General features: G+C 59.1%; 12 protein-coding genes and 1 pseudogene. All 13 read right to left on the bottom strand.

Going from position 1 to position 6,093, the window contains the following annotated elements; all coding sequences use genetic code 11:
* Window positions 1–11: 11 nt before the first annotated feature.
* Window positions 12–380: a 50S ribosomal protein L14 gene (gene rplN, locus FHX11_RS05340; RefSeq protein WP_003573790.1), complete on the bottom strand. Its 369-nt coding sequence runs from the start codon at window positions 378–380 to the stop codon at window positions 12–14.
* A 225-nt stretch (window positions 381–605) separates the two neighbouring features.
* Complete coding sequence (gene rpsQ, locus FHX11_RS05345) at window positions 606–845, bottom strand: 30S ribosomal protein S17 (protein ID WP_004118399.1); 240 nt, start codon at window positions 843–845, stop codon at window positions 606–608.
* Between the two features lie 12 nt (window positions 846–857).
* Complete coding sequence (rpmC, locus tag FHX11_RS05350; RefSeq protein ID WP_007690763.1) at window positions 858–1,058, bottom strand: 50S ribosomal protein L29; 201 nt, start codon at window positions 1,056–1,058, stop codon at window positions 858–860.
* Window positions 1,059–1,069: 11 nt separating this feature from the next.
* Window positions 1,070–1,483 carry a 50S ribosomal protein L16 gene (gene rplP, locus FHX11_RS05355; RefSeq protein ID WP_003573792.1) on the bottom strand — a complete coding sequence of 138 codons (414 nt, stop codon included), beginning with the start codon at window positions 1,481–1,483 and terminating at the stop codon, window positions 1,070–1,072.
* A gap of 36 nt (window positions 1,484–1,519) precedes the next feature.
* Window positions 1,520–2,245: a 30S ribosomal protein S3 gene (rpsC, locus tag FHX11_RS05360; RefSeq protein ID WP_004118393.1), complete on the bottom strand. Its 726-nt coding sequence runs from the start codon at window positions 2,243–2,245 to the stop codon at window positions 1,520–1,522.
* Window positions 2,245–2,634: a 50S ribosomal protein L22 gene (rplV, locus tag FHX11_RS05365; RefSeq protein WP_015339603.1), complete on the bottom strand. Its 390-nt coding sequence runs from the start codon at window positions 2,632–2,634 to the stop codon at window positions 2,245–2,247. Before rplV ends, rpsC begins: the two co-directional genes overlap by 1 nt.
* Before the next feature lie 2 nt (window positions 2,635–2,636).
* On the bottom strand, window positions 2,637–2,915 hold the full coding sequence (gene rpsS, locus FHX11_RS05370) for a 30S ribosomal protein S19 (RefSeq protein ID WP_004118389.1): 279 nt from the start codon (window positions 2,913–2,915) through the stop codon (window positions 2,637–2,639).
* Between the two features lie 15 nt (window positions 2,916–2,930).
* Window positions 2,931–3,767, bottom strand: coding sequence for a 50S ribosomal protein L2 (gene rplB / locus FHX11_RS05375; protein WP_184355719.1), 837 nt, complete (start codon window positions 3,765–3,767; stop codon window positions 2,931–2,933).
* Between the two features lie 11 nt (window positions 3,768–3,778).
* The gene (locus FHX11_RS05380) at window positions 3,779–4,072 is read right to left on the bottom strand and encodes a 50S ribosomal protein L23 (protein ID WP_028753972.1); all 294 of its coding nucleotides are present in this window, start codon (window positions 4,070–4,072) and stop codon (window positions 3,779–3,781) included.
* Window positions 4,069–4,689: a 50S ribosomal protein L4 gene (rplD, locus tag FHX11_RS05385; RefSeq protein ID WP_028753973.1), complete on the bottom strand. Its 621-nt coding sequence runs from the start codon at window positions 4,687–4,689 to the stop codon at window positions 4,069–4,071. Before rplD ends, FHX11_RS05380 begins: the two co-directional genes overlap by 4 nt.
* A 13-nt stretch (window positions 4,690–4,702) precedes the next feature.
* On the bottom strand, window positions 4,703–5,344 hold the full coding sequence (gene rplC, locus FHX11_RS05390; protein ID WP_184355721.1) for a 50S ribosomal protein L3: 642 nt from the start codon (window positions 5,342–5,344) through the stop codon (window positions 4,703–4,705).
* Between the two features lie 37 nt (window positions 5,345–5,381).
* Window positions 5,382–5,690: a 30S ribosomal protein S10 gene (rpsJ, locus tag FHX11_RS05395; RefSeq protein ID WP_003547547.1), complete on the bottom strand. Its 309-nt coding sequence runs from the start codon at window positions 5,688–5,690 to the stop codon at window positions 5,382–5,384.
* Between the two features lie 309 nt (window positions 5,691–5,999).
* Window positions 6,000–6,093, bottom strand: a pseudogene (locus FHX11_RS05400) (elongation factor Tu); the annotation flags it as partial.

Here is a 6,093-nt window from a genome sequence, read left to right on the forward strand (position 1 = left end):
CGCTCCGCTCCTTACAGTACTTCTGGAGCCAGCGAGATGATCTTCATGTGGTTCTTGGCGCGAAGTTCGCGCGGAACCGGTCCGAAGATACGGGTGCCGATCGGCTCTTTCTTGTTGTCGATGAGGACTGCTGCGTTGGTATCGAAGCGGATGACGCTGCCATCCGGACGACGGATGTCCTTGGCGGTACGAACAACAACCGCCTTCATCACATCACCCTTCTTCACACGGCCGCGCGGGATAGCTTCCTTGATCGAAACGACGATAACGTCGCCGATCGAGGCATACTTGCGCTTCGAGCCGCCCAGCACCTTGATGCACATGACACGACGTGCGCCGGAATTATCCGCCACGTCGAGGTTTGTTTGCATCTGAATCATGTCAGGTCGCCTTCTTGTTGTTACCGGAATGGTTGGGCTGAACAGCCCCCTACCCCGGCTTATGGACTAGTGTCTTGTCTGATTTTACCGGCGCCCGGGACCACCAGGGTCGCCTTCGCCGGCCATCAATAAAGCAAAAGAACGCCCGTTCTCGAGCGTCCTGCTTCCAAGCTCGTGCTTCATACAGATATTTCGCCCAAGCGCAAGGGCCTGAGCGAAATTCTGTTACTTGGACTGGGCGGAAACGACCGTCCAGGTCTTGTCCTTGGAGATCGGCGCGCATTCCTCGATGGAAACGACGTCGCCGACCTTGTACTGATTGTTTTCGTCGTGAGCCTTGTACTTCTTGGAACGACGAACGGTCTTCTGGAGCAGCGGGTGAGCGAAACGACGCTCAACGCGGACAACTACCGTCTTCTCGTTCTTGTCGCTGACCACGACGCCCTGCAGAATGCGCTTCGGCATGTTATTCTTCCTTTAAGCCTTTGCTTCTGCCGCCTTCTGGCGGGCAATGGTTTTCACGCGAGCGATGTCCTTGCGAACTTCGTTGATGCGCGAGGACTTCTCAAGCTGGCCGGTCGCCTTCTGAAAGCGCAGGTTGAACTGCTCCTTCTTCAGCTTGGCAAGCTCGTCCTTGAGTTGGTCGGCGCTCAGGGCGCGAACATCTGCGGCTTTCATGAGCTTCTTCCTTACTCTGCAATGCGCTGAACGAAGCGCGTCTTGACCGAGAGCTTGGCGGAGCCGAGGCGCAGAGCCTCACGAGCGATTTCTTCGCTCACACCGTCGATCTCGAACATCATGCGGCCGGGCTTGACCTTGCATGCCCAGTATTCGACGGAACCCTTACCTTTACCCATACGGACTTCGGTCGGCTTTGCCGTCACCGGAACATCCGGGAAAACACGGATCCATACACGGCCGGCGCGCTTCATGTAGCGCGTGATCGCGCGGCGAGCCGCTTCGATTTCGCGAGCGTTGACGCGGTTAGGTTCCTGCGCCTTCAGACCGAATTCGCCGAAAGCCAGATCAGAACCGCCCTTGGCGACGCCCTTGATGCGACCCTTGAACTGCTTACGGTACTTCGTACGCTTTGGTTGCAACATTTTCTTATTCTCCGAACTTATCTGCCACGTACGCTATCAAGCGTTGTCGCGGCGGCGGTCTCTATCGCGATCGCGGCTAGCCGGACCCTGGGCGTCGCCTTCGAGCGCGCGGCGTTCGGAGGCCATCGGATCGTGCTCAAGGATTTCGCCCTTGAAGATCCAGACCTTGATGCCGCAGATGCCGAATGCGGTTTCTGCTTCTGCCGTACCGTAGTCGATGTCGGCGCGCAGCGTATGCAGCGGCACGCGACCTTCGCGATACCATTCCGTACGCGCGATTTCAGCACCACCGAGACGGCCGGCGCAGGTGATCTTGATGCCTTCGGCGCCAAGACGCATCGCGGACTGAACGGCGCGCTTCATGGCGCGACGGAAAGCAACACGGCGCTCGAGCTGCTGAGCGATCGACTGGGCAACCAGCGTCGCGTCGATTTCCGGCTTGCGAACTTCAACGATGTTGAGGTGCGTTTCGGAATTCGTCATGTCCGACAGCTTCTTGCGGAGCTTGTCGATGTCAGCGCCCTTCTTGCCGATGATCAGGCCCGGACGAGCCGAGTGGATCGTGACGCGGCACTTCTTGTGCGGGCGCTCGATGACCACCTTGGAGATACCTGCCTGCTTCAGTTCGTTCATGACGAACTTGCGCATCTTCAGGTCTTCGTGGAGAAGCTGGCCATACTCGGCATTGTCCGCGAACCAGCGGCTATCCCAGGTACGGTTGATGCCAAGACGAAAACCGATTGGATTGATTTTCTGACCCATTATGCGGCCTCCTCTTGAGCTTCCACTTCGCGAACGACGATCGTCAGATGAGCGAAGGGACGTTCGATACGCGATGCGCGGCCACGGCCACGAGCGTGGAAACGCTTCATGACGATGGACTTGCCGACGTAAGCTTCCGCCACGACCAGCGAGTCAACGTCGAGATCGTGGTTGTTTTCTGCGTTGGCGATCGCGGATTCGAGCGTCTTCTTCACGGCGCCAGCAATACGCTTGCGCGAGAATTCCAGCTCTGCGAGCGCGCGGTCAACCTTCTTGCCGCGGATCGAAGCCGCGACCAGGTTGAGCTTCTGCGGGCTGACACGGAGCGTGCGCGCAACTGCCTGCGCCTCATTGTCCTTCAGCCGGCGTTCGGTTTTTGCCTTGCCCATTGTTACTTCCTCTTCGCCTTCTTGTCCGCACCGTGACCATAATAGGTACGGGTCGGGGCGAACTCGCCGAACTTGTGTCCGACCATGTCTTCATTGACGCTGACCGGAATGTGCTTGCTGCCGTTGTAGACACCAAAGGTGAGGCCAACGAACTGCGGCATGATGGTAGAGCGACGGCTCCACATCTTGATTACTTCGCTACGTCCGCCTTCGCGCACCTTCTCAGCCTTCTTGAGAAGATAGCCGTCAACAAACGGACCTTTCCATACTGAACGAGCCACTTGAGACTTCCTCTCTTACTTCTTGCGCTGATGGCGCGAGCGCATGATCATCTTGTCGGTCGACTTGTTCGACCGCGTACGCTTGCCCTTGGTCGGCTTGCCCCACGGGGTCACCGGATGGCGACCACCGGAGGTGCGGCCTTCACCACCGCCGTGCGGGTGGTCGACAGGGTTCATGACAACACCGCGGTTATGCGGCTTCTTGCCACGCCAACGCGAACGACCGGCCTTGCCATCGTTGATGTTGCCGTGATCCGGGTTGGAAACCGCGCCGATCGTGGCCAGGCAGGTGCCATGCACGAGGCGCTGTTCGCCCGAGTTCAGGCGAAGGATCGCCATGCCCTGGTCACGACCAACGAGCTGGGCGTAGGAACCGGCGGAGCGAGCGATCTGACCGCCCTTGCCCGGCTTCATTTCCACATTGTGGATGATGGAGCCGACCGGGATGAACTGAAGCGGCATGGTGTTGCCCGGCTTCACGTCCACGGCCTTGTCCGAAGCGATGACCTTGTCGCCCGAAGCAAGACGCTGCGGAGCGAGGATGTAGGCCTGCTCGCCGTCCGTATACGTCACCAGAGCGATGTAAGCGGTACGGTTCGGATCGTATTCGATACGCTCGACAGTCGCCTCGACGTCGAACTTGCGACGCTTGAAGTCGACCAGACGATAGCTGCGCTTGTGACCGCCACCCTGGAAACGCACGGTGATACGGCCGGTGTTGTTGCGGCCGCCCTTGGAGGTCAGGCCTTCCGTCAGCGCCTTGACCGGCTTGCCCTTGTAGAGCGAGGACCGGTCGACGATGACCAGCTGACGCTGGCTCGGGGTCGTCGGATTGAATGTTTTCAATGCCATTTTCTTATTCCTCAGAGACCGGTGGAGACGTCGATCGACTGGCCTTCGGCGAGCGTCACAACAGCCTTCTTCACGTCCTTCTGCTTGCCGACGAGACCTTTAAATCGCTTGGTCTTGCCCTTGCGCAGCAGAGTGTTGACGGCCGTGACCTTGACGCCGAACAGCGCTTCGACGGCAGCCTTGATTTCAGGCTTCGTCGCGGTCTTGGCAACGTTGAAAACAACCTGGTTGTTATCCGAAACCAGCGTGGACTTTTCGGTGATCGCAGGAGAAACGATCACATCGTAATGGCGAAGATCCGTCACTTGAATCGCTCCTCTAGAGCTTCAACTGCAGCCTTGGACAGCACGAGCTTGCCGCGACGCAGGATGTCGTAAACGTTGATGCCCTGGATCGGCAGAACATCGATGTTCGGGATGTTCTGGGCCGCGAGCTTGAAGTTGTTGTCGAGCTCGGCACCACCGATGAAGAGCGCGTTGGTCAGGCCGAGCGTCTCGAAGGTGCTGGCCAGAGCCTTGGTCTTTGCATCGGCTGCAACCAGGCTGTCGATGACGATGACGTCTTCGGACTTCAGCTTGGCCGACAGAGCGTGACGCAGGCCGAGGGCGCGAACCTTCTTCGGCAGGTCATGCTCGTGGCTGCGGGCAACCGGGCCGTGAGCCTTACCACCGCCGCGGAACTGCGGAGCGCGAGCCGAATGGTGACGGGCGCGGCCCGTACCCTTCTGCTTGTACATCTTGGCGCCGGTGCGCGCTACGTCCGCGCGGCCCTTTGCCTGGTGCGTGCCCTGCTGCTTCTTGGCAAGCTGCCAGCGAATGACGCGGGCAAGAATGTCTTCACGCGGCTCAAGGCCGAAAATCGCATCAGAAAGGGAAACCTTCCCGGCGTCTTTTCCCTCGAGGGTCTTGACGTTCAATTCCATTGGTTTGGCTCCCTTACTTCGCGGCCGACTTGACGGCATCGCGCACGATGATCCAGGCACCCTTGGAGCCGGGAACAGCACCCTTGACGAGGATCAGACCGCGATCTTCGTCGGTCGATACCACTTCGAGGTTCTGCGTCGTGACGCGCGTCTGGCCCATGTGACCAGCCATCTTCTTGTTCTTGAACACCTTGCCCGGGTCCTGGCGCGAGCCGGTCGAACCGTGCGAACGGTGCGAAACCGACACACCGTGCGTGGCGCGCAGACCGCCGAAGCCGTGGCGCTTGATAGCGCCGGCAAAGCCCTTACCGATCGTCGTGCCGGTCACGTCGACGAGCTGGCCCGCCGTGAAGTGAGCGGCCTTAAGCTCGGTGCCGATTTCCAGCAGGTTGTCGTCCGTAACGCGGAATTCGACAAGCTTGGCCTTCGGTTCAACGCTGGCAACGGCGAAATGACCGCGAAGGGCCTTCGTCGTGTTCTTGACTTTCGCCTGGCCGGCACCGAGCTGAACTGCGGTGTAGCCATTCTTTTCAACTGTGCGCTGGGCTACGACCTGGCAGCCATCCAAACGCAATACGGTTACCGGGACATGCTCGCCGGCGTCGTTATAGACGCGGGTCATTCCCACCTTTTGTGCAATCACACCTGAACGCATCGGTTCAATCCTTCTCACTCAGCTCGAGAACCAGGTCTCAGAGCTTGATCTCAACATCGACACCAGCGGCGAGATCGAGCTTCATCAGCGCGTCTACCGTCTGCGGGGTCGGGTCAACGATGTCGAGGAGGCGCTTATGCGTGCGCATCTCGAACTGCTCGCGGCTCTTCTTGTCGATGTGCGGGGACCGGTTAACCGTAAACTTCTCGATACGAGTCGGAAGCGGAACGGGGCCCCGGACGCTAGCACCGGTGCGCTTCGCCGTCGACACGATCTCGCGCGTGGAAGCATCGAGAATCCGGTGATCGAACGCCTTCAGGCGAATGCGGATATTTTGGCCGTTCATTCGACGTTATCCTTGTGTTTGTTATCTCGCGTGCCTCAAAAAAGCGGCACGGATTGTTCTGTTTCCTAAGGCGGACCACCGGTTTCAAAGATCGAGAGGGACGCCGACGACGGCATCCCCATCCACTCTTTAGGCCTTTCGACCCACCTTATTGTTAATTTCACTGGCCACTTCGCTATGCGAAGCAGCGCGCAAATCGCGCTCGCGCGCCATTTGCAACATTTCCATGTCATAAGCAAGCGGCTAAAGCCGCTTGCATCATATTATTGTCATCGAATCGGCCACTCGGATGGAGCGGCCGCCTTCGAATTACTCGACGATGGATGCGACGATGCCGGCGCCGACGGTGCGGCCGCCTTCGCGGATCGCGAAGCGCAGCTTTTCTTCCATCGCGATCGGCACG

Origin of the sequence: Rhizobium sp. BK602, assembly GCF_014195095.1 — a bacterium.
Lineage (GTDB): Bacteria > Pseudomonadota > Alphaproteobacteria > Rhizobiales > Rhizobiaceae > Rhizobium.

Excerpts from the sequence above, each read along its gene's own strand:
- rplN (WP_003573790.1), bottom strand. The coding sequence starts at position 380 with ATGATTCAGATGCAAACAAACCTCGACGTGGCGGATAATTCCGGCGCA.
- rpsQ (WP_004118399.1), bottom strand. The coding sequence starts at position 845 with ATGCCGAAGCGCATTCTGCAGGGCGTCGTGGTCAGCGACAAGAACGAG.
- rpmC (WP_007690763.1), bottom strand. The coding sequence starts at position 1,058 with ATGAAAGCCGCAGATGTTCGCGCCCTGAGCGCCGACCAACTCAAGGAC.
- rplP (WP_003573792.1), bottom strand. The coding sequence starts at position 1,483 with ATGTTGCAACCAAAGCGTACGAAGTACCGTAAGCAGTTCAAGGGTCGC.
- rpsC (WP_004118393.1), bottom strand. The coding sequence starts at position 2,245 with ATGGGTCAGAAAATCAATCCAATCGGTTTTCGTCTTGGCATCAACCGT.
- rplV (WP_015339603.1), bottom strand. The coding sequence starts at position 2,634 with ATGGGCAAGGCAAAAACCGAACGCCGGCTGAAGGACAATGAGGCGCAG.
- rplB (WP_184355719.1), bottom strand. The coding sequence starts at position 3,767 with ATGGCATTGAAAACATTCAATCCGACGACCCCGAGCCAGCGTCAGCTG.
- rplD (WP_028753973.1), bottom strand. The coding sequence starts at position 4,689 with ATGGAATTGAACGTCAAGACCCTCGAGGGAAAAGACGCCGGGAAGGTT.
- rplC (WP_184355721.1), bottom strand. The coding sequence starts at position 5,344 with ATGCGTTCAGGTGTGATTGCACAAAAGGTGGGAATGACCCGCGTCTAT.
- rpsJ (WP_003547547.1), bottom strand. The coding sequence starts at position 5,690 with ATGAACGGCCAAAATATCCGCATTCGCCTGAAGGCGTTCGATCACCGG.